Source organism: Sphaerisporangium flaviroseum, from assembly GCF_039537005.1.
Lineage (GTDB): Bacteria > Actinomycetota > Actinomycetes > Streptosporangiales > Streptosporangiaceae > Sphaerisporangium > Sphaerisporangium flaviroseum.
The window spans coordinates 179,110-198,755 of record NZ_BAAAZR010000019.1 but is presented as its reverse complement, the minus strand read 5'-3'; the positions used below and the strand labels follow the sequence as shown (position 1 = coordinate 198,755).

Sequence of the window (19,646 nt, the reverse complement as noted above, 5' to 3'; positions counted from 1 at the left end):
CGGGGTGCGTCGACGCGGCTTCGACCATGAGACGCGTCTGTTTGGGGGAGGACACAGGCACATGGCCATGACGGGTGTGGTGAAGGACGAGCTGAGCCGTCTCACGGTGCTGAAACCTTGCTGCCGCAAGGCCGAGGTATCGACGTTGCTACGGTTCGCGAGCGGGCTGCACCTCGTGGGCGGACGCATCGTGATCGAGGCGGAGCTCGACACCAATGTCACCGCCCGGCGTCTGATCAAGGACATCGGGGAAGTGTTCGGGCACAAGGCCGAGGTGCTGGTGTTGGCGCCCGCCGGTTTGCGCAAGGGTTCGAGATACGTCGTCAGGGTGTACCGCGACGGCGAGGCGCTGGCACGCCAGACCGGCTTGATCGACAACCATGGTCGCCCGGTCCGTGGTCTGCCGCGCCAGGTGGTCTCGGGGGCCACCTGCGACGCCGAGGCCGCGTGGCGGGGCGCGTTTTTGGCTCACGGCTCGCTGACGGAGCCGGGCCGTTCCATGTCCTTGGAGGTGACCTGCCCGGGGCCCGAGGCGGCGCTGGCGCTGGTCGGGTCCGCGCGGCGGCTCAAGATCCACGCCAAGGCGCGTGAGGTGCGAGGCGTCGACCGCGTCGTGGTCAGGGACGGCGACGCGATCAGCGCGCTGCTCACCCGTCTTGGCGCCCACGACAGCGTGCTGGCGTGGGAAGAGCGCCGCATGCGCCGCGAGGTGCGCGCCACGGCCCACCGCCTGGCCAACTTCGACGACGCCAACCTGCGCAGGTCGGCTCGTGCGGCGGTGGCCGCGGGTGCCAGGGTCCAGCGTGCGCTGGAGATCCTCGGCGACGAGGCCCCCGAGCATCTGGTGATCGCCGGGCGGTTGCGGGTGGAGCACAAGCAGGCGTCGCTGGAGGAGCTCGGGCAGATCGCCGACCCGCCACTGACCAAGGACGCCATCGCCGGACGTATACGGCGGTTGCTGGCCATGGCCGACAAACGCGCCTCGGACCTCGGCATCGCGAGCACCGACGCCAACCTGACCGCGGACATGCTGGCCCCATAACCCATTAACCCGACCCCGGCCGACCCCGGCCGGGGTCGTTGTGCTGGGCGTGGCCTGTTCGAAGAGCGGGAGCGTTCATGCTCGCTGATGCTCGGGCTGCGAGCGATACGGGCGCTGACCACCTCCGGTGCCCGGACCGTAGATTTGCGGCTCAATCTTCGTGTTCGTGTTCGCTGATGCTCGGTCAATCGCCGCGTTCGTGCTCGTTGATGCTTGGGTCGCCGGCGGTGCGCGCGGTGCCTACGGTGCCTGCGGTGCCTGCGATACGGGTGCCGATCAGCTCCCGGTGTTCGGACCGTGGTTTTGCGGCGCCGACGCGGCGGGAGGCGGCGCGGTGAATCCGGCGCCGTGGTGCGGCGGGGACCGGGGGCGGGTGGGTGAGTCGGGGCCCGTTCTTGCCGGTCAATCTTCGTGTTCGTGGTTGCTGATGCTCGGGTCGCCGGCGGTGCCGGGTGCCGCCGGGTGCCGGGGTGCTGGCGGTGCGGCGGCGCGGGCGATACGGGCGATACGGGCGATACGGGTGCCGATCAGCTCTCGGTGTCCGGACCGTGGTTTTGTGGCGCCGACGCGGCGGGAGGTGGCGCGGTGGATCCGGCGCCGTGGTGCGGCGGGGACCGGGGGTGGGTGGGTGAGTCGGGGCCCGTTCTTGCCGGTCAATCTTCGTGTTGGTGCTCATTGATGCTGGGGTTATCAGCGGGGCCCGCGGTGCGGGGGCCGATGTTCGGGGCCGGGGTTGGGTATGGAGGGTGTTGGTGTCGAGGGTGGCGACGATGGGATTGTCGGGGGAGGGTGGTGTCCCCGTTGAGCTGGGGGGATGAGGCCGGGGATGGGCGGGGTTGGCAAAGGGGAGTGCTATGTGGTCTACACCAATTATCACCCGGTAGGGTTATCTGAGGTTTCAGCCCGCCACGACGCCGGCACGAGCCGGCGCACGACGTTCGAGGAGATCTGGTTCCGTGAGCATCCGCGTAGGCATCAACGGCTTCGGCCGAATCGGCCGCAACTTCTGGCGAGCCGTAGCGGCCAGCGGTAAGGACATCGAGGTCGTGGCGGTTAACGACCTCACCGACAACGCCACCCTTGCCCACCTGCTGAAGTACGACAGCATCCTGGGCCGCCTGCCGTACGAGGTGAAGAGCACGGCCGAGGAGATCACGGTCGACGGCAAGGCGATCAAGGTGTTCTCCGAGCGCGACCCCGGCAAGCTGCCCTGGGGCGAGCTGGGCGTCGACGTCGTCGTGGAGTCCACCGGTCTGTTCACCGACGCCGCCAAGGCCCGGGTCCACGCTGACAACGGCGCCAAGAAGGTGATCATCTCCGCCCCCGCGAAGGGCGAGGACATCACCATCGTCATGGGCGTCAACCACGACAAGTACGACCCCTCCGCGCACACCATCATCTCCAATGCCTCCTGCACCACCAACTGCCTGGCCCCCATGGCAAAGGTCCTCAACGACACCTTCGGTATCGAGAAGGGTCTGATGACCACGATCCACGCCTACACCCAGGACCAGAACCTCCAGGACGGCCCCCACAAGGACCTGCGCCGCGCCCGCGCCGCCGCGATCAACATCGTCCCCACCTCCACCGGCGCCGCCAAGGCCATCGGCCTGGTGCTTCCCGAGCTGAAGGGCAAGCTCGACGGCTTCGCGCTGCGGGTGCCGATCCCCACCGGCTCGGCGACCGACCTCACCGTCGAGGTGGGCCGTGAGACCTCGGTCGAGGAGGTCAACGCCGCGCTCAAGGCCGCGGCCGAGGGCCCGCTGCGTGGCTTCCTCAGCTACACCGAGGACGAGATCGTGTCCTCGGACATCGTCACCGACCCCTCCTCCTGCATCTTCGACGCCGGCCTGACCAAGGTGATCGGCAACCAGGTGAAGGTCATCGGGTGGTACGACAACGAGTGGGGCTACTCGAACCGCCTCGGTGACCTCATCGAGCTGGTGGGCGCGCGGCTCTGATGCGGACCATCGACTCCCTCGACGTCAAGGGTCGGCGCGTGCTCGTACGCGCCGACCTGAATGTCCCCCTCGACGGGGACACCATCACCGACGACGGCCGCATCCGCGCCTCGGTCCCGACGATCAACGAGCTCGCCGGTCGCGGCGCGCGGGTGATCGTGTGCGCTCACCTCGGCCGCCCCAAGGGCAAGGTGACGCCGGAGTTCTCGCTGGCCCCGGTGGCCGCCCGCCTGGGCGAGCTGCTGGGCCGTCCGGTGAGGTTCGCCTCCGACGTCGTCGGCGACTCCGCCCGGAGCACGGTCGAGGGCCTGGCCGCCGGGGAGGTGGCTCTCATCGAGAACCTCCGCTTCGAGCCGGGTGAGGAGTCCAAGGACGACGAGGCGCGCGGCGTGTTCGCCGACCGGCTCGCCGAGCTCGCCGAGCTCTATGTCGGCGACGGGTTCGGCGCGGTGCACCGCAAGCACGCCAGCGTGTACGACGTGCCGAAGCGGCTCCCGCACGCGGCCGGCGGCCTGGTCGTGGCCGAGGTGGAGGTGCTGAAGAAGCTCACCGAGGACCCCGCCAGGCCGTACGTCGTGGTGCTCGGCGGCGCGAAGGTCTCCGACAAGCTGGGCGTGATCGCCAACCTGCTCGGCAAGGTCGACCGCCTCGTCATCGGCGGTGGCATGGCCTACACCTTCCTCAAGGCCCAGGGCCACGAGGTGGGCAATTCCCTGCTGCAGGAGGACCAGCTCGACCAGGTGCGCGGTTTCATCGCCGAGGCCGACAAGCGAGGCGTGGAGCTCGTCCTTCCCGTGGACGTGCTCGCGGCGACCGAGTTCGCCGAGGACGCCGAGCACGAGGTGGTCGAGGCGACGGCTATCCCCGCCGACCGTGAGGGCCTCGACATCGGCCCGAAGTCCCGTGAGCTTTTCGCGGGCAAGCTGGCCGACGCCGCGACCGTGTTCTGGAACGGCCCGATGGGCGTGTTCGAGTTCGACGCGTTCGCGGGCGGCACCCGTGCCGTGGCCGAGGCGTTGATCGCCTCTGACGCGTACACCGTGGTCGGTGGTGGCGACTCGGCCGCCGCCGTGCGTAAGCTCGGTCTCCCCGAGGATGGCTTCTCCCACATCTCGACCGGTGGCGGAGCCAGCCTCGAATACCTTGAGGGCAAGACCCTCCCCGGACTCGCCGCGCTGGAGGACTGAGCGACACATGAGCACAGCCCGCAAGCCGCTCATCGCCGGTAACTGGAAGATGAACCTCAACCACCTTGAGGCCATCGCGCTGGTCCAGAAGCTCGCGTTCACGCTTACCGACAAGGACCTCGACCGTGCCGAGGTGGTCGTGCTGCCGCCGTTCACCGATCTGCGCAGCGTGCAGACCCTGGTGGACGGTGACAAGCTGCGCATCGAGTACGGTGCGCAGGACCTGTCGGCGCACGACACCGGTGCCTACACCGGTGAGATCTCCGGCTCGATGCTCGCCAAGCTGGGCTGTTCGTTCGTCCTGGTGGGTCATTCCGAGCGGCGGCAGCACCACTGCGAGGACGACCAGGTCGTCAACGCCAAGGTGCAGGCGGCCTACCGGCACTCGATCACGCCGATCCTGTGCGTGGGCGAGGGCCTGTCGGTGCGCCAGGCGGGTGGTCACGTCGCCTTCACCGTGTCGCAGCTCGACGCGGCGCTGAACGGCGTGAAGACCGACCAGGCCAAGTCGCTGGTCGTCGCCTATGAGCCGGTCTGGGCCATTGGCACCGGTGAGGTGGCCACGCCCGACGACGCGCAGGAGGTGTGCGGGGCCATCCGCGCGCGACTCGCCGAGCTGTACGACGGCGAGGTGGCCGACGCCGTCCGTATCCTTTACGGTGGGTCGGTCAAGTCTGACAACATCGCCGGAATCATGGCTCAGCCTGATGTCGACGGTGCCCTGGTCGGCGGAGCGAGCCTCGACCCGGTCGAGTTCGTTAAGATTTGCCGTTTTGGTGAAATGTCGGGCTAGCTGAGCTGTTTCGGAGGTACGAGTTGACATTACGACGTACCCTCGAAGAGAAACTTTGAATCGTCACCCCGGCGACAGCCGGGCAGGTCAGGTCGCGCCTCGGCGCGCGCACAGAGAACAGGTCAACGGTGACTATCGGAATCTCCATCGCCCTCATCCTGTCGAGCGCTCTCATGGTGCTGCTCGTGTTGCTCCACAAGGGCAAGGGTGGCGGCCTCTCGGATCTCTTCGGTGGCGGGTTCACGTCGTCGTTCGGCGGGTCCTCGGTCGTGGAGCGGAATCTTGACCGGCTCACGGTCATCACCGGCACGATCTGGTTCGTCTGCATCATCGCGCTGGGCCTGCTGCTCAAGCCGGCGTAGTGGCCTACCGGGTCGACGGTGCTACCGGGGGTAGCGGCCGTTCCGGACAGAGCCTGACAGAGATTCTTTCCCCGCCTGTGGTGGGGCGATCAAGCGAGGAGTTCATCCGTGGGTAGTGGCAACGCGATCCGTGGTAGCCGTGTCGGCGCCGGTCCGATGGGGGAGGCCGAGCGTGGCGAGGCGGCCCCTCGAGTACGGGTGGCGTTCTGGTGCGCCAACATGCACGAGACGCGTCCGAGCTTCGCCAGTGACGCGGCCGTCCCGGAGTACTGGGACTGCCCCCGGTGCGGGCTTCCCGCCGGGCAGGACGAGTCGGCCCCGCCCGCGCCTCCGCGCAACGAGCCGTACAAGACGCACCTGGCCTATGTGAAGGAGCGGCGCAGCGACACCGACGGCGCCGCGATCCTCGCCGAGGCCCTGGAGCGGCTCCGCAACAACCGCTCGCCCTGGTAACCCCTCCGGTCTGAGCTTGCACGTGAGAAGGCCCCCGCGGCACCGCGGGGGCCTTCTCACGTTCCTGCCGGGACCCGCGCCGACGCATGCGCGCCTGCCGGCGCCGACGCGTGCGCGGTGATCAGGCCGGGCGCTCGTACACCAGGTCGCCGCCGGCGAAGGTCATGGCCACCTCGGTGGTCCAGATCTCCCTGGCCGGAAGCTCGTACGGGTCACGGTCGAGCACGACCAGGTCGGCGCGGTTGCCCCGCGCGATGACGCCGGCCTCGTCGTCGTGGTTGATCCAGGCCGATCCGGCGGTGTAGGCGGTCATCACCGTGGCGAGGTCGAGGCTCTGCCCGGGCAGGAACGGCGTCTGGGCCGTCGGGTAGTCCGCGTGCACCGAGCCGCCGGGTTCGGTGCGGTTGACCGCGACGTGCATGCCCTGCAGCGGATCGGCGGAGGAGACCGGCCAGTCGCTGCCCGCGCACAGCCGGGCACCGGTGCGCACCAGGTCGGCGAAGGGATACTGCCAGGATGAGCGCTCCTCCCCGAGGTAGGGGATGCACAGCTCGTCCATCTGCAGGTGGTGGGTGGCCCACAGCGGCTGGAGGTTGGCGGTGACGCCGAGCCGGGCGAAACGCGGCACGTCCGACGGTTCGACGATCTGCAGGTGGGCGATGTGGTGCCGGTTTCCCGGCGCGGTGCCTTCCAGGGCGTCCAGCGACTCCCGTACGGCCCGCTCGCCGATGGCGTGGAAGTGCACCTGGAAGCCGAGGCGGTCCAACTCGGCGACGTAGCCCTTCAGCAGGCCCGGGTCCACGTACGACAGGCCGCGCTGGTCGGGCCCGCAGTTGCAGTAGGGCTCGATGACGGCGGCGGTGAAGTTCTCCGCGATGCCGTCCTGCATGATCTTGACGGAGCCGGCGGAGAACAGCCCGCCCGCCTGGGAGCGGCGCTCGACCATCTCCTCGATCTGCTCGGCCCCGCGGGTCCGGTCCCACCACAGGGCGCCGACGACCCGTGCCTTCAGCCGTCCCGAGCCGGCAGCGGAGAGGTAGGCCGGGTAGTGGTCGATCGAGCCCGCGTACGAGCCGACGATCGCGTCCTGCCAGCCGGTGATGCCCAGGGAGAAGAGGTACGCCTGCGCGTCCAGCAGCGCGGCGTCGACGTCGCCGGCGGACGGCCGGGGGGTGAGCAGTCCGACCAGATCCATGGCGCCCTCGTGCAGGACGCCGCTCGGGGTTCCGTCGGGGTCGCGCTCGATCCGGCCGTCGGCGGGGTCGGGGGTCGCGGCGGTGATCCCGGCGATCTCCAGGGCGCGGGTGTTCACCCAGGCCGCGTGGTGGTCGCGCTGGATCAGGTAGACGGGGCGGTCGACGAAGTCGATCTGCGTACGGTGCGGGAGGCCGCCGGGGAACGCGGCCATGTCCCAGCCGCCGCCGTCGACCCAGTCCTTGCCAGGATGGGCGTTGGCGTATGTCGCGATCCGCTCGATGTACGCCGCGAGGCCGAACACCTCCGACAGCTCGCACTTCGCCCGCTCCAGGCCGGCCTGGACGGGGTGGATGTGGGCGTCGGTGAACCCGGGGGTGAGCAGCCTGCCGCCGAGGTCGACGGTCTCGTGGCCGGGGCGCGCCTGCCCCGCGACGTCGGCCTCGGCGCCGACGGCGGCGATCCGCCCGTCGCGGACCAGCACCGCTTCGGCGAACGCGGGCAGGCCGGAGCGGCCGGCGCCGGGATATGAGGTGCCGGAGGAGCGTGTCGAACCGGTGAAGACGCGGCCCCCGCGGAAGAGCAGATCGGTCATCGCCACATCCTGCTATATCGGTCGTGGGTCCGCAGCCTGCCACCGGAAAGCACCGGCGATTCACGACATGTCGTATCAAATCCGGCGTTCAGCGACAAAGTATGTAAACGAAACCGCCAGCTCATCCCTGTGTAGCAGTTCTGTAACAGTCCGGCGGCATTCTGATGTCCTGACAACAGGGGGTTTCATGGGATTCTTGCGGATTCGTACCACGGTGGACGAGCGTCCCGGACGTCTCGCCTCCCTCACCGCCGCGCTCGCGGCCAAGGGGGGCAACATCCTCGGTCTCAGCGTCCAACCCGACACCGACGGCACCGTGGACGAGTTCGTCGCCGACATCCCGGCGTCCGCGGAGTCCGTACGCGAGGCCCTGGAGGCGGCCGGCGGCCGGCGGGTGCAGGTCGTGCCCGCCACCGCCCACGAGTTGACCGACGAGCCCACCCGCGTCCTGCTGCTCGCCGCCCGGCTGCGCGCCATGCCCTGGCGGCTGCCGCAGGTGCTGGGCGAACTGCTGCGGGCCGACGACGCGCGGTGGGTGTACGGGGCGGACCTGTCGTCCGACCTTCCGGATCCGACGCTGCTCACCGTGCCCGTCGCGCCGCGCCGCGCCGTTCGCCTCCGCCGGATCGGGCTTCCCTTCACGCTGACCGAGGCCGCACGGGCGGCGGCGCTGGTACGGCTGGCGCAGCCGCCGGCGGAGACCACCTCGGCGGAGCGCCCGGTGCTGCTCAGCGACGGGGTGGAGGTGCAGGTGCGTCCGCTCACCACGCTGTACCGCGAGGCCGTACGTGATCTGCACGACCGGTGCTCTCCCGATTCGCGCCGGTTCCGCTACTTCACCGCCATGCCGGCCCTGCCGCCGCGCATGTTCGACCGGCTTTGCGACCGAGACCGCGGGCACTCGCTCGTCGCGGGACACGACGGCCAGGTCGTGGCCCTGGCGAATCTGATCTTCACCCCGGATCCCGGCATCGCCGAGATGGCGTTCCTGGTCGAGGACCGGTGGCAGGGGCGCGGCCTCGGTGGCGCGCTGGCCCGCATGCTGGTGCAGGAGGCATGCGACCTCGGATTCGCCGAGGTCAGGGCGTCGCTGCTCTCCGACAACGTCCGGATGCGCCGCTTGATGCAGGCTCTCGGCGCCACGCTGGCCTACACCGAGGATCCCGGTGTGCTGGAGGCGCGGATCCCGGTGGGCGCGATGGTGGCGGTTCCGCACACCACGGCCGCAGCCGGCCGCGGCTGAGCGGTCACGGCCGGCACAGGCCGCCACCGCCGTGATCCGGGGTCGCTCGGGGACTTCGGATCACGGCTGGCGCGCTTGGTTCGCCGGGTCACCCCGTCGCTTCGGGATCGGCCTTGGCCGGGCCGGGGTCCTCGCCCTCTTCCGGAGCGGGCGGGGCGGGCGGAGCGGGCGGGGCGCCGAGGGCGTCCAGCCGCCGTTCGATCCTTTCGAGGCTTTCGAGGATGCGTTCCAGGCGCGACCCCACGGACGGTGAGGTGGCCATCAGGACGGCCTCCTCGGAGGGGTGGCCCAGACGACGGACCCTGCGGGCCTTCGCTCCGTTGATGAGCTGCTCCCGCACCTCCTGCAGGTCGACCTCGTGGAGCGTCAGCACCTGGACGGCCATGCCCTCGCCCTCACGGATCAGGCCGAGCAGGATGTGCTCGGTGCTGATGTAGTTGTGATGCAGCTGAAGGGCCTCGCGCAGGGAAAGTTCGAGCACCTTCTTGGCCCGGGGCGTGAAGGGGATGTGGGCTCCGGGAGTGCTCTCACCAGGTCCGACGAGCTCCTCGATGTTCGTCCTGACGCCGTCCACGGTGAGCCCGTGCGCTTTCAGGACCGTTGCCGCCAGCCCTTTGCCCTCGCCCAGGAGCCCCAGGAGCACATGCTCGGTGCCGATGTAGTCATGATCGAGCCGTCTGGCCTCTTCCTGGGCGGCGACCACGGCGCGACGGGCGGAGTCGGTGAAGCGCTCGAACACGTAGGGCCTCCGAGTGCGTTCGATGAAGTCGGCCGGGCCGCTCGCGGAGCGACCGACTCGGTGCGGCTTATTCCACTATGGCCCACGCGCGCCCGCTACGGGAGGCTCACGCCTTCGGTGAGTGCCCGGTCAGGTGCTCGTCCAGCCGGTCGAAGAACTCCAGCCAGCCTGCCTTGGAGGCGTCGGCGTGGGCCTGGTCGGTGTTGTACCCGGCCTGGTGGAACACCATCTCGGTCCCGCCGTCCCGCTCGTTCAGCACGATGGTGACCACGGAGGCCAGGTCGCCGGTGGTGTTGCCAGGATCGCCGGTGGTGAAGACCAGCCGCTCGGGAGGGCTCAGTTCCCGGTAGACGCCGTCCAGGACCTGCTCGCTGCCGTCTCGGGCCACCACGGCCGCACGCCAGATGCCACCCGGCCGCAGGTCCATCGAGATCTTGGAGACGGGAGTCGTGTAGACGCGGGGGCCGAACCAGTGGCTGAAGTGCTCCGGGTCGGTCCAGGCCTGGTAGACCAACGCGCGTGGCGCGCCGAGGAGGTAGGTGAGTGTGTACTCCGCGCTGACCGCCGACGTGGGCGAAGTTCCAGTCATTGTGCTCCTTTCACGCTTCGGCCCATCCCCGTGCGGCCAGTGAGATCCCGCCATCGCCGGATCAAGACCAGAAACGCTAAGCCATCACCGTGGTCAAGACAAAACAGACGTCCTGCTCTACGCTGGGTATGATTCGTGAACTCAACTCGGGGGGGAAGAGGCGGACATGGACACCGAATGGCGGCCCTCGGCGTGCGTGTTGTGCGCCTGCAACTGCGGCATCGAGATCCGGCTCGACGGAAGGCGGTTCGACCGGATCCGCGGGGACAAGGCCCATCCGTCGTCCCAGGGATACACCTGTGAGAAGCCCCTCCGCCTCGACCACTACCAGAACGGCGTCGACCGGCTGACCCATCCGCTGCGGCGCGGGCCGGACGGCACGTACGAGCGCATCGACTGGGACACCGCCATCGCCGAGATCGCGGCACGCTTCTCGGCCGTCCGCGACGCCCATGGCGGGGAGTCGATCTTCTACTACGGCGGCGGCGGACAGGGCAACCACCTCGGCGGTTCGTACTCGGGGGCGTTCATGCGCGCTCTGGGCGCCCGCTACCGCTCGAACGCCCTCGCGCAGGAGAAGACCGGCCTGTTCTGGGTCTCCGACCGCATGCTCGGCACCACTGCCACCGGTGACTTCGAGAAGTGCGAGGTGGCGGTCTTCGTCGGCAAGAACCCCTGGCAGTCCCACGGCATTCCGCGCGCCCGCCCCACCCTGCGGGAGATCGCGCGCGACCCCGGCCGCTGCATGATCGTCATCGACCCCCGGCGCACCGAGACGGCCGAACTGGCCGACATCCACCTCCAGCTCAAGCCGGGCACCGACGCGTGGCTGCTCGCCGCCCTCGCCGCGGTGCTCGTCCAGGAGGACCTGGTCGCCGACGCGTGGCTGGAGGCCCACGCGGTGGGCACGGAGGAGGTCCGAGCGGTCCTGCGGTCGGTCCCCGTCTCCGAGTACTGCGAGATCTCCGGCGTGCCCGAAGGGCTGGTACGTGGAGCCGCGCGCCGCATCGCCGACGCCGCGAGCGTGGCCGTCTTCGAGGACCTCGGGGTGCAGATGACGCTGCACTCCACCCTCAACAGCTACCTCGACAACCTGCTCTGGCTGCTCACCGGGAACTTCGGCCGTCCGGGCACCAACAATCCGCCGATCCTGTTCGCGCCCTTCATCTCGTTCTCCCACCATGGGCCGAGACCCGAACGGTTCAGCCCGGTGGCCGGAGCCCGCATCATCTCCGGACTGGTGCCCTCCAACGTGGTCGCCGAGGAGATCCTCACCGACCATCCCCGCCGCTACCGGGCCATGATGGTGGAGACCTCCAACCCCGCCCACTCGCTCGCCGACTCACGGCGGATGCGCGAGGCGCTGGGCGCGCTCGACCTGCTGGTGGTGATCGACGTCGCGATGACCGAGACCGCGCGGCTGGCCGACTACGTGCTGCCCGCGCCCTCGCAGTTCGAGAAGTGGGAGGCGACGTTCTTCAACCTGGAGACACCGGCCAACTACTTCCACCTGCGGCCTCCGGTGCTGGACCCGCCTCCCGGCACCGACCTGCTGCCGGAACCGGAGATCCACGCCCGGCTGTGCGAGGCGATCGGCGCGGTCACCGAGGAGCAGGTGCGGCCGCTGCGCGAGGCGGCCGAGCGGAGCCGAGCGGCCTTCGCGGAGGCCTTCCTGGCCGCGCTGGCCGACCCGGCGGCGGCCAAGGTCGCGCCGGTCCTGCTCTACCGGGCGCTCGGCCCGACCCTGCCGGACGGCGCGGCGGCCGCCGCCTCGCTGTGGGCGCAGGCCGTGAAGGTCGCGATGACCCACCCCGACGCGGTGCGGCGAGCCGGCATCGAGGGGGAAGGGCTCGAGCTCGGCGACCGGTTGTTCGACGCGATCCTCGCCAACCCCTCCGGCGTCGTCTTCACCGTCGACGAGCCCGGAGACGGCTGGAAGCGCCTCGGTACTCCTGACAAGAAGATCCACCTGGCGCTGCCCGACCTGCTCGAAGAGCTACGGACCCTCGGCCCCGGACCCGTGGCGCGGCCGGACTTCCCCTTCGTTCTGTCGGCGGGGGAGCGGCGCGCCTTCACCGCCAACACCATCTTCCGCGACCCTTCCTGGCGCAAACGGGACGTGGCGGGCGTGCTGCGCATCAGCCCCAAGGACGCGGCGGGCCTCGGCCTGTACGACGGCTCTGTGGCGAGGGTCACGACCAAGCGGGGCTCGGTGGAGGCCACCGTCGAGATCACCGACACCCTGCAGGCCGGGCACATCTCCCTCCCCAACGGCCTTGGACTGTCCTATCCGGGTGAGCACGGCGAGGTCACGACGGGTGCCGCGCCGAACGAGCTGACCGCCTCCGAGGACCGCGACCCGTACGCGGGAACCCCCTGGCACAAACACGTCCCCGCCCGCGTCGAGGCCCTCGCCTGATCGGACTGGTCGGCCATCGGCGGGCATGAACGTGCGTGATGGTCGGAATGGTCCGGCCATCGGTGAGCATGAATGTGCGGTGTGGTCGGCGAGAATAGGCCCCGGCTCACCCGCCCACCCCGGGCTGCCCGCCGTACTCGGCGCCGGGTTCACCGCGTCTCCTCCCGCCGCGTCGGCGCCGCAACACACCACCGGGGCGCCAGAGGTGGTCGGCGCTCGTATCCGCTGCGACCTGGCCATCGGCGGGCATGAACGTGCGTAGTGGTCCGAATGATCGGACTGGTCGGCCATCGGCGGGCATGAACGTGCGTGATGGTCGGAATGATCGGACTGGTCGGCCATCGGCGGGCATGAACGTGCGTAATGATCGGGATGATCGGAATGGTCGGACATCGGTGAGCATGAATGTGCGGTGTGGTCGGCGAGAATAGGCCCCGGCTCACCCGCCCACCCCGGGCTGCCCGCCGTACTCGGCGCCGGGTTCACCGCGCTTCCTCCCGCCGCGTCGGCGCCGCAACACACCACCGGGGCACCGAAAGTGATCGACGCTCGCATCCGCCGCGAGGTGAGCCGTACGGTTCACTCGACCCTTCACCAACAAGACCTCACCTAAATCCGGCCCCATGACCCCCGGTTCGGTCGCCGCCTTCAGATTCTTAGCTCGCGATCATGTCTCGTCACGATGGCTTGCGGTCCGCAACCCCCGTTACCGCTGGGACTTCTCGACCGGCGCCGATGCGGCGGGGGGCGGGGCGGTGAAGCCGGCGCCGTCAGCGGCGGGTGACCGGGGGTGGGTGGGTGAGTCGGGGCCTATTCTCGCCGGACCATTTCATGGGTTCCTCGCCGAACCGTTTTACGGTTGATGTCTGCTGAGGCTCGGGTCGGTGGGCTGGGGGTGGGGATTACCTTCCGGTGCTGGGAGCGTGTGGTGCGGCGCCGATGCGGCGGGGGGCGGGGTGGTGAAGCCGGCGCCGTTAGCGGCGGGCGACCGGGGGTGGGTGGGTGAGTCGGGGCCTATTCTCGCCGGACCATTTCATGGGTTCCTCGCCGAACCGTTTCACGGTTGATGCCTGCTGAGGCTCGGGTCGGCGGGCTGGGGGTGGGGATTACCTCCCGCCCTTCGCGCCGCGTGGGACGCGCGTCACGCCGCCGGTGTCCGGGCACGCAAGGCCTCGATCGACCAGTCGAGCTCCGGCGCCAGGCTTTCGGGCGCCGGCCACCCGTTGATCACCGCGAGGAGCCGGAGGTACAGCTCCCTGCGAGGGTCGTTGGTGGCCTCCAGCCGGGTCAGCAGCCTGCGCCGGAGGTCGGCGTCGCCGGGCCGGCCGAAGAGGTCCGCGTAGTGTGCCGTGACCGCCGCGACGATCGGATCGGCCTCGGGCGAGGCCGGGTCGACGCCGGTCGCCAGGGCGGGGCGGGCCAGGTCACGGGCCGCAGCGGCGATGTCGCGGCGCGGGACGGTGGTGCCGCCGCCCTGGGCGCGCTCGGCCGCGTAAAGCTCGGCCACGCGCCGCATGCCGGCGCGGAAATCGGGGTCCTGGGACAGCTCGGCCAACTCCACCCACGCCTCGACCTGCCCGGCGTCGGGGTCGTCGGGCAGTTCGGGGGTCATCGAGCGCATGATCCCCGCGTATCCAGGGTCGGCGCCCAGCCCGCCGAAGGCGGTGTCGAGGAAGTCGCCGATCAGGCGTCGGCGTTCGTCCTCGGAGAGCTTGGCCAGCTTGTGCATGAGATCCATCTCCTCAGGGGTGGACCCGCGCTCGGCCACCGCCGTCAGCACCACGCGCCGCAGGCGCAGCGTCCAGATCTGCACCGCCAGTGCTTCGGCGTGCGCCGCGGCGACCTCGGGAAGCGAGATATCCCGGTCCAGGAGCCTGCGGATCGTGGGAAGGTCCACGCCGAGGTCGCGCAGCGTCCGTACAAGATCCAGGCGTGCGACGGCGTCGATGTCGTAGAGGCGGTGGCCGGCCGGGCTGCGGTCGGTGGGCGGCACGATCCCGCGGTCGGAGTAGAACCGGATGGCCTTGACCGTCAGCCCGGTACGCCTGGCCAGATCACCGATCGAGTAAAGCGTGTCGCCGTCCATGCCCCCACCCTGGCACCTCCCCCTGGAGGAGATTCAAGCCGGCAGGCCGACGCGAAGCGGGAGGTGGACGACGATGTGCTTGCCGCCGCAGGCGGTCGGTTCCACGGTGTGCAGACCTCCGGCCTCCTCGGTCAGGAGCATGACCATACGCAGCCCCCGGCCGCCGTCGTCGTGAGGCGTCGCCAGGGCGCGCGGGAGGCGCGGGTGGGTGTCGTGCACGGCGACGGTGAGCCAGTGGGCGTCGGCGGCGAGCATGACCGTGGCGGTGGGGGATTCGGCGGCGGCGTGCTCGGCCACGTTGGCGACCAGTTCCGTCACTATCAGGCCGGCGGTGAACGCGGTCTCCGTGTCGATGTGCCACGACGCCAGAATCCTCGCCGTTTCGTGCCGGGCGAGGGGCACCTGGTCGATGGTGGAAACGACCACGAAAACGTGGCTCACACGCTCGCCGGAAAGCATCGGCATTCCTTTCCCTCACCGCCCGGCATCCTGTTCTCGGGCGGCTGTCAGCGTCTGCCGGAAAGGACGAAAGGGAAACACCGTATTGTCATTGATCGGTGACGTCGGGTCATGACACATTGGCATCGCCGGTACGGCCGGTGGGCCGTACGGTGACGCGTCCGGCGGATTTCCCCACGGGATATATGTGACGAGAATCGGCCTTTCCCGTCCGCGTGCCAGGGGAGATCACCTGGCTTCATGAAAGGGCTTGGGCGAGTGGAGGAGCGGCTGTGTTCGCGCTGCCGGCGTACGAGGCTGAGCCGCTACAGCGGCGATGCGATGTGCGCTCCGTGCCTGCGGGATCGCCGGGGCGCGCGTCCGGTGGTGCCCGTGTGGCTGTGGGACTCCGCGCCGATGCGTGAGGCGCTGGCCTCCGCCGACATGCCGGCGTTCGTCGCCATCGTGCGCGCGGCGATGGGGCTGAGCCAGCTTGAGCTGGCAAGCCTGGTGGGCTGGTCGCAGAGCACGGTCAACCGCATCGAGAGCGGCGAGCGCGACACTCTGTATGACGTCCGCGAGCTGCTCCGGTTCGCTGATGCCATTGATATGCCGCGTGATGCTCTGATGCCACTGCTCACCGGCAAACCGGTGGAAAGTGTGGCATTTGAGGGAACAAAGCAAGATATGGAGATTGATCGTCGGCATTTCACCGGGGTTCTGGCCGGGAGCCTGGCGGCCGGCATGGGGTGGGGCTCCTTGAATGTGCCGGCCCGGGTCGACACCGCTCACCTCAAGCACCTCAAAGCGACAATCCACCGCCTCTCCGCTGAAGATCAGCGAGTGGGCGGTGAAAGCCTCCTTCAGCCTGCTCTGCGCCAGCTCGTACGGGCACGGCGGATGCTCGATGAGGCTGATTACACCGAGGCGGTGGGCCTGCGGCTGTTGTCGACGGTTGGAGAGTTGAGTCTCTGCGCGGGCTGGTGCGCCTACGATTCTGGCGATCAAGATCTCGCCAGGAGGTTGTACGACGAGGCATACGTGTACGCCCATCATGCGGACGATCAGCGGCTTCACGTGCAAACCGCATCCCTGCTCGCCATGCAGGCCGCACGGTTCGGCCGGCGGAGCCGAGGGCGCGCGCGGGAAGCCCTGCGCTATGTCACCACGGCCAGAGATGCGGCCCGTCACTGGGGCACACCGCGCTTGTACGCTCTACTCGCACTACGAGAGACCTCCGCACATGCCGCGCTCGGCGATGAACTCGCGTGTCGCAGGTCGATCGCGACCGCCTGGCGCGAATTCGAACGCGGAGGCCGCGATGACGACCCGTTCTGGATCGACTTCGTCAGCGAAGCGGAGATCTTGAGTTTCGAAGGCCGGACGGCGATCTCGCTCGGGAAGCCGGAGGCCGCCGTCGATTTCTACCAGCGATCCGTGGACACGTGGGAGACGGATCGGAACCGGTCCTTCGGCCGTGCTTGCCTGGCCAATGCGCTGTTGAGGTCAGGAGCGAAAGGGGATGCCCTGGCGGAAGGGCTGGAGTTGCTTCCGTACGTGGCCGGGTCGAGGCGGACGCTGCAGGAGCTGGCGCCGCTGCGCGTGGTCGCGGGGGACTCCTCAGAGTTCGCGCACCGATACGACCGGCTCCTCGCGGCCTAGCGGTCCCGCAGCCACGGCCGCAGCTTCGCCGGATTGCGGACCGCCCAGATCCGCGTGACGCGGCCGTCGGCGACATCGAACGAGGCCACGGTCATGACGGCGCCGGCACGCAGGGCCACCAGGCCTGGCACACCGTTGACCGACCGCTCCAGGAGTTCGAGCCCCGGAGCGTTGTCGGCGATGGCGACCATGTACTGGGCGATGCGCACACCGCCTTCGATCGGGCGTAGGACGGTATCGACCATGCCGCCGCCATCGGCGGTCATCACGGCTGCGGGGTCGAGGAGGTCGACGAGGGCCGCGATGTCCTTGGTCTCCCATGCCTGCTTGACATGCCGCACCGTGTCGGCCTGTCCGGCCGCCGTCACCGGAGCCCGCGTGACGCGCACCCTGCGCCGGGCGGAGGCCGCGAGCTGCTTGCAGGCCGCAGGGGTCCGGCCGATGATGCCGGCGATCTCGGCGAAGGGGTACCGGAAGACGTCGTGCAGGACGAACGCCACCCGCTCGGCGGGTGTCATCGACTCCAGGACGACGAGGAAGGCCATGGTCACCGATTCGTCCATGATCATCTGGTCGGCGGGGTCGGCGCCGTGGCCGTGGTCCCACTCGGCGTGGTCGGGCAGCGGATCGGGCAACCACACGCCGACATAGCGTTCACGCCGAGCCCGCGCCGAGCCGAGCACGTCCAGGCAGATGCGGCCGGTCACCGTCGTCAGCCAGGCGCCGGGGGACACGATCTCGTCCTGCCGACTTCGCGGCAGCGCGTACCAGCGCGCGTAGGCCTCCTGTACGGCGTCCTCCGACTCGGCCAGTGAACCGAGCAACCGGTAGGCGACATTGATCAGTTGGCGCCGCTCACCGGCTATCTCATCGGTGCTCGTCCCAGCCGTCCCCATGCCCCCGATCGCCTCCTCGCCTTACCTTTCGCGGGCCCGTGTCGTCGGGCTGGTGAGACCTTATCGATCGACCGCCCCCGGGCGGAAAGGGGACCGTGGCATGGCGACCCAGGCGATGGCACAGCGCCGCTTCTCGTTTCTGCAGATCGCGATCGCCCTGCAGACCCTGACCATCTTCCTTCAGGCGGTCTCCGCTGGACTGCTGCTGACCTCGCCCTACGGAGAGACCCCGCACAGTGTCGGAGCCCGGGTGATGTACGGGGCGTCGGTGCTGTATGTGCTCGCGGCGGTGCTGGCGTGGAAGCCGGGCGGCGGCTCGCCCCGGCCCATCTGGCACGCGTCCGGCTTCCTTGTCCTCGCCTCGGTCCAGGTCGTGCTCGGCATCGCGCATATACCGGCGGTTCACCTCCCTCTGGGCGTCCTGATGTTCGGGCTGAGCGTGCTTGCGCTGGCGCGGCGCTGAAGTCCGATACGGGTCAACTGCGGCCGGTCTTGCGGATCAGGCCGCCTCAGGGGTCTACGAGTGGCTGGCGCGGGCGCGGAAGGCGGCGGTCTTCACGCGGTTCTGGCATGCGGTGGAGCAGAAGCGGCGGGTGCCGTTGCGCGAGATGTCGACGTAGACGCGGTCGCAGTGCGGCGCGGTGCACACCCCGAGCCGGTCGTGCAGGTCGCTGCCGAGCACGATGGCGAGGCCGGTGGCGCACGCCGCCGCCCAGTCGTCGCGCAGTGTCTGGTTCTTGCCGTGGAAGTGGAGGTGCCATGGCTCGCCGTCGTGCCGTTCCAGGTGGGGACGTGCCTGGGTGCCGTCGAGAAGCTGGTTCACCTGCAGGGCCGCGGTGTCGACGTCGTCGGCCTCGACCGCGTCGAAGACCACACGTAGCTCGGTGGCGACGTCGGCGAGCTCATCGGCCTCGGTGTCGGTGGCCTCGCGGGAACGCCAGCCGCCGGCCCGCAGCGCCTCGGTGGCCGCGGTACGTCGCTCCGCGCCCTTCGGCGGCGGCGAGTAGGCCCTTCCTCGTGCCTCACCGGCCGTCAGCTTGTTCACCAGGAAGACGGCGACCGCCACTGCGGCATCGGAGTGACTGTTGAAGTTCACTTGACCAGTTACATCCTTACATCCTAGGGTGTCACTATCGAGATGCTAAACGACAGTAACGCGGAGGCTTTCATGTCCATTCTTTCTCGTGAGACGGCGCAGGACTGGATCGAGCGGTGGGACCGCCAGCAGGAGGGCTACCTGCCCGACCGGGAAGAGCGGTTCACCGCCCTGATCGACGCCGTGGAGGCCGGTGCCGGTCGGCCGGACCCGCTGGTGCTCGACCTCGGATGCGGCCCCGGCTCGCTGGCCGCCCGCCTGCTCGACCGCCTCCCCGAGGCCACGATCGTCGCGATCGACGCCGATCCGCTCCTTCTGGCGCTAGGGCGCGCCGCTCACGCCGACAAGTCCGGCCTGCGTTTCGAGGACCTCGACTTGCGCGCGGCCGGATGGGCATCGGTGCTCCGCCTCGACCGCCCGGTGGACGTGGCCGTGAGCACGACCGCGCTCCACTGGCTGCCCGAGGCGGGGCTTCGCGCCATGTTCGCCGAGCTGTCCCTGGTGCTGCGCCCCGGGGGGCTGTTCCTCAACGGCGACCACCTCGGCGTCGAGGACGTCTCCCCGGCCCTCGCCAAGCTGGAGCAGGTCATCCACGATCGGGCGACCCGGCGGCGCTTCGCCGACGGCATGCCCGAGGACTGGCGCCAGTGGTGGGACGCCGTGGCCGCGGACCCGGTGCTGTCAGGCCTGCGTGACGAGCGGGAGCGCAGGGCGGCGGCCGCCGACCACCACGGCTCGGAGTCCGGCGAGCTCTCCACGCACGTGAACGCGCTGCGGGGCGCCGGTTTCACCGAGATCGGCACGCTGTGGCAGAACGGGAACAACCGGCTCCTGGCCGCCGTCCGCCCGGGATCGCAGGCGAACCTGACAACATGATGTGAGATTTGCGAT

General features: G+C 69.6%; 18 protein-coding genes. 11 read left to right on the top strand and 7 right to left on the bottom strand.

Annotated elements, in window-relative coordinates; genetic code table 11:
* Nucleotides 1-61: 61 nt before the first annotated feature.
* From whiA to ABD810_RS25375, 6 genes are all read left to right on the top strand, one after another.
* Entirely contained in the window at nt 62-1,042 is a 981-nt protein-coding gene (whiA, locus tag ABD810_RS25400; RefSeq protein WP_344945339.1) for a DNA-binding protein WhiA, read from the top strand.
* 956 nt (nt 1,043-1,998) lie between these two features.
* A complete protein-coding gene (gap, locus tag ABD810_RS25395) occupies nt 1,999-3,003 on the top strand; it encodes a type I glyceraldehyde-3-phosphate dehydrogenase (protein WP_344945336.1) in 1,005 nt (334 codons plus the stop codon).
* Nucleotides 3,003-4,190 (top strand): phosphoglycerate kinase, encoded by a 1,188-nt coding sequence (locus ABD810_RS25390; RefSeq protein WP_344945333.1) that lies wholly within the window; start codon nt 3,003-3,005, stop codon nt 4,188-4,190. Before gap ends, ABD810_RS25390 begins: the two co-directional genes overlap by 1 nt.
* Before the next feature lie 7 nt (nt 4,191-4,197).
* Nucleotides 4,198-4,983 carry a triose-phosphate isomerase gene (gene tpiA / locus ABD810_RS25385; RefSeq protein ID WP_344945331.1) on the top strand — a complete coding sequence of 262 codons (786 nt, stop codon included), beginning with the start codon at nt 4,198-4,200 and terminating at the stop codon, nt 4,981-4,983.
* A 128-nt stretch (nt 4,984-5,111) separates the two neighbouring features.
* Nucleotides 5,112-5,345, top strand: coding sequence for a preprotein translocase subunit SecG (gene secG / locus ABD810_RS25380; protein WP_262843803.1), 234 nt, complete (start codon nt 5,112-5,114; stop codon nt 5,343-5,345).
* A gap of 108 nt (nt 5,346-5,453) precedes the next feature.
* Nucleotides 5,454-5,798, top strand: coding sequence for an RNA polymerase-binding protein RbpA (locus tag ABD810_RS25375; protein ID WP_344945325.1), 345 nt, complete (start codon nt 5,454-5,456; stop codon nt 5,796-5,798).
* A gap of 121 nt (nt 5,799-5,919) precedes the next feature.
* On the opposite strand, the gene ABD810_RS25370 is transcribed toward ABD810_RS25375, so the two are convergent.
* Nucleotides 5,920-7,587: an amidohydrolase gene (locus ABD810_RS25370; protein ID WP_344945322.1), complete on the bottom strand. Its 1,668-nt coding sequence runs from the start codon at nt 7,585-7,587 to the stop codon at nt 5,920-5,922.
* 187 nt (nt 7,588-7,774) lie between these two features.
* On the opposite strand from ABD810_RS25370, the gene ABD810_RS25365 reads away from it, so the two are divergent.
* Nucleotides 7,775-8,830: a GNAT family N-acetyltransferase gene (locus ABD810_RS25365; RefSeq protein ID WP_344945320.1), complete on the top strand. Its 1,056-nt coding sequence runs from the start codon at nt 7,775-7,777 to the stop codon at nt 8,828-8,830.
* A gap of 88 nt (nt 8,831-8,918) precedes the next feature.
* On the opposite strand, the gene ABD810_RS41295 is transcribed toward ABD810_RS25365, so the two are convergent.
* Together ABD810_RS41295 and ABD810_RS25355 are read right to left on the bottom strand one after the other, a co-directional pair.
* Nucleotides 8,919-9,569, bottom strand: coding sequence for a Clp protease N-terminal domain-containing protein (locus ABD810_RS41295; RefSeq protein WP_486387625.1), 651 nt, complete (start codon nt 9,567-9,569; stop codon nt 8,919-8,921).
* A 106-nt stretch (nt 9,570-9,675) separates the two neighbouring features.
* Nucleotides 9,676-10,158: an SRPBCC family protein gene (locus ABD810_RS25355; RefSeq protein ID WP_344945317.1), complete on the bottom strand. Its 483-nt coding sequence runs from the start codon at nt 10,156-10,158 to the stop codon at nt 9,676-9,678.
* A gap of 166 nt (nt 10,159-10,324) precedes the next feature.
* Here ABD810_RS25355 and ABD810_RS25350 point away from each other — a divergent pair, with 166 nt between their 5' ends.
* Nucleotides 10,325-12,577 carry a molybdopterin-dependent oxidoreductase gene (locus ABD810_RS25350; RefSeq protein WP_344945314.1) on the top strand — a complete coding sequence of 751 codons (2,253 nt, stop codon included), beginning with the start codon at nt 10,325-10,327 and terminating at the stop codon, nt 12,575-12,577.
* 1,141 nt (nt 12,578-13,718) lie between these two features.
* Here the strand turns inward: ABD810_RS25350 and ABD810_RS25345 are convergent.
* Together ABD810_RS25345 and ABD810_RS25340 are read right to left on the bottom strand one after the other, a co-directional pair.
* A complete protein-coding gene (locus ABD810_RS25345) occupies nt 13,719-14,663 on the bottom strand; it encodes a MerR family transcriptional regulator (protein WP_344945311.1) in 945 nt (314 codons plus the stop codon).
* A 33-nt stretch (nt 14,664-14,696) separates the two neighbouring features.
* Nucleotides 14,697-15,122 carry an ATP-binding protein gene (locus ABD810_RS25340; RefSeq protein ID WP_344945309.1) on the bottom strand — a complete coding sequence of 142 codons (426 nt, stop codon included), beginning with the start codon at nt 15,120-15,122 and terminating at the stop codon, nt 14,697-14,699.
* A 396-nt stretch (nt 15,123-15,518) separates the two neighbouring features.
* Between ABD810_RS25340 and ABD810_RS25335 the strand changes: the two genes are divergently transcribed.
* The gene (locus ABD810_RS25335) at nt 15,519-16,763 is read left to right on the top strand and encodes a helix-turn-helix domain-containing protein (RefSeq protein WP_344945307.1); all 1,245 of its coding nucleotides are present in this window, start codon (nt 15,519-15,521) and stop codon (nt 16,761-16,763) included.
* Here ABD810_RS25335 and sigJ read toward each other — a convergent pair.
* Complete coding sequence (sigJ, locus tag ABD810_RS25330) at nt 16,760-17,659, bottom strand: RNA polymerase sigma factor SigJ (protein ID WP_344945305.1); 900 nt, start codon at nt 17,657-17,659, stop codon at nt 16,760-16,762. The two genes, ABD810_RS25335 and sigJ, sit on opposite strands and share 4 nt — an antisense overlap.
* Before the next feature lie 100 nt (nt 17,660-17,759).
* Here sigJ and ABD810_RS25325 point away from each other — a divergent pair, with 100 nt between their 5' ends.
* Nucleotides 17,760-18,122, top strand: a complete 363-nt coding sequence (locus tag ABD810_RS25325; protein ID WP_344945302.1) for a hypothetical protein — start codon at nt 17,760-17,762, stop codon at nt 18,120-18,122.
* A 54-nt stretch (nt 18,123-18,176) separates the two neighbouring features.
* On the opposite strand, the gene ABD810_RS25320 is transcribed toward ABD810_RS25325, so the two are convergent.
* Nucleotides 18,177-18,755: a CGNR zinc finger domain-containing protein gene (locus ABD810_RS25320; protein ID WP_344945300.1), complete on the bottom strand. Its 579-nt coding sequence runs from the start codon at nt 18,753-18,755 to the stop codon at nt 18,177-18,179.
* Nucleotides 18,756-18,827: 72 nt separating this feature from the next.
* Between ABD810_RS25320 and ABD810_RS25315 the strand changes: the two genes are divergently transcribed.
* Complete coding sequence (locus tag ABD810_RS25315; RefSeq protein WP_344945297.1) at nt 18,828-19,631, top strand: class I SAM-dependent methyltransferase; 804 nt, start codon at nt 18,828-18,830, stop codon at nt 19,629-19,631.
* The last annotated feature ends 15 nt before the right edge of the window (nt 19,632-19,646 follow it).

Excerpts from the sequence above, each read along its gene's own strand:
- whiA (WP_344945339.1), top strand. The coding sequence starts at position 62 with ATGGCCATGACGGGTGTGGTGAAGGACGAGCTGAGCCGTCTCACGGTG.
- ABD810_RS25390 (WP_344945333.1), top strand. The coding sequence starts at position 3,003 with ATGCGGACCATCGACTCCCTCGACGTCAAGGGTCGGCGCGTGCTCGTA.
- tpiA (WP_344945331.1), top strand. The coding sequence starts at position 4,198 with ATGAGCACAGCCCGCAAGCCGCTCATCGCCGGTAACTGGAAGATGAAC.
- ABD810_RS25370 (WP_344945322.1), bottom strand. The coding sequence starts at position 7,587 with ATGACCGATCTGCTCTTCCGCGGGGGCCGCGTCTTCACCGGTTCGACA.
- ABD810_RS25365 (WP_344945320.1), top strand. The coding sequence starts at position 7,775 with ATGGGATTCTTGCGGATTCGTACCACGGTGGACGAGCGTCCCGGACGT.
- ABD810_RS25355 (WP_344945317.1), bottom strand. The coding sequence starts at position 10,158 with ATGACTGGAACTTCGCCCACGTCGGCGGTCAGCGCGGAGTACACACTC.
- ABD810_RS25350 (WP_344945314.1), top strand. The coding sequence starts at position 10,325 with ATGGACACCGAATGGCGGCCCTCGGCGTGCGTGTTGTGCGCCTGCAAC.
- ABD810_RS25345 (WP_344945311.1), bottom strand. The coding sequence starts at position 14,663 with ATGGACGGCGACACGCTTTACTCGATCGGTGATCTGGCCAGGCGTACC.
- ABD810_RS25340 (WP_344945309.1), bottom strand. The coding sequence starts at position 15,122 with ATGCTTTCCGGCGAGCGTGTGAGCCACGTTTTCGTGGTCGTTTCCACC.
- ABD810_RS25335 (WP_344945307.1), top strand. The coding sequence starts at position 15,519 with ATGCGTGAGGCGCTGGCCTCCGCCGACATGCCGGCGTTCGTCGCCATC.
- sigJ (WP_344945305.1), bottom strand. The coding sequence starts at position 17,659 with ATGGGGACGGCTGGGACGAGCACCGATGAGATAGCCGGTGAGCGGCGC.
- ABD810_RS25325 (WP_344945302.1), top strand. The coding sequence starts at position 17,760 with ATGGCGACCCAGGCGATGGCACAGCGCCGCTTCTCGTTTCTGCAGATC.
- ABD810_RS25315 (WP_344945297.1), top strand. The coding sequence starts at position 18,828 with ATGTCCATTCTTTCTCGTGAGACGGCGCAGGACTGGATCGAGCGGTGG.